Raw genomic sequence first — 448 nt, 5'->3', positions numbered from 1 at the left:
CGCAGATGCAGCTTGAGCTGGTGGAAATCATCGAGCGCGTTGGCGTGACCTGCGTCATGGTCACCCACGACCAGGAAGAAGCCATGACCATGGCCCAGCGCATCGCGATCATGCACCTGGGCTGGATCGCGCAGATCGGCAGCCCGGTGGACATTTATGAGGCGCCGGTCAGCCGCATGGTCTGCGAATTCATCGGTAACGTGAACGCTTTCGACGGCACCGTGGTGGAAGATCTGGAAGGCCACGCGATCATCCACAGCCCGGACTTGCAGCAGAAGATCTATGTCGGTCACGGCGTCAGCACGTCGGTGCAGGACAAGTCGATCACCTACGCCATCCGCCCGGAAAAAATGCTCGTCAGCACCACTCAACCGGAGTTCCGCTACAACTGGTCCGAAGGCAAGGTCCATGACATCGCTTACCTCGGCGGCCATTCGGTGTTCTACGT

1 protein-coding gene is annotated in these 448 nt (G+C 59.6%); it reads left to right on the top strand.

Features of this window, described 5'->3' with window-relative positions:
- Positions 1-448, top strand: a 448-nt coding sequence (locus J5M56_RS25385) for a TOBE domain-containing protein (RefSeq protein ID WP_207938109.1), incomplete at both ends; no start/stop codon positions are given.

Origin of the sequence: Pseudomonas sp. 51_B, from assembly GCF_017491595.1 — a bacterium.
Taxonomy (GTDB): domain Bacteria; phylum Pseudomonadota; class Gammaproteobacteria; order Pseudomonadales; family Pseudomonadaceae; genus Aquipseudomonas; species Aquipseudomonas promysalinigenes.
Note: the sequence above shows the minus strand (reverse complement) of the source record. Positions and strands in the feature narration are given on the sequence as shown.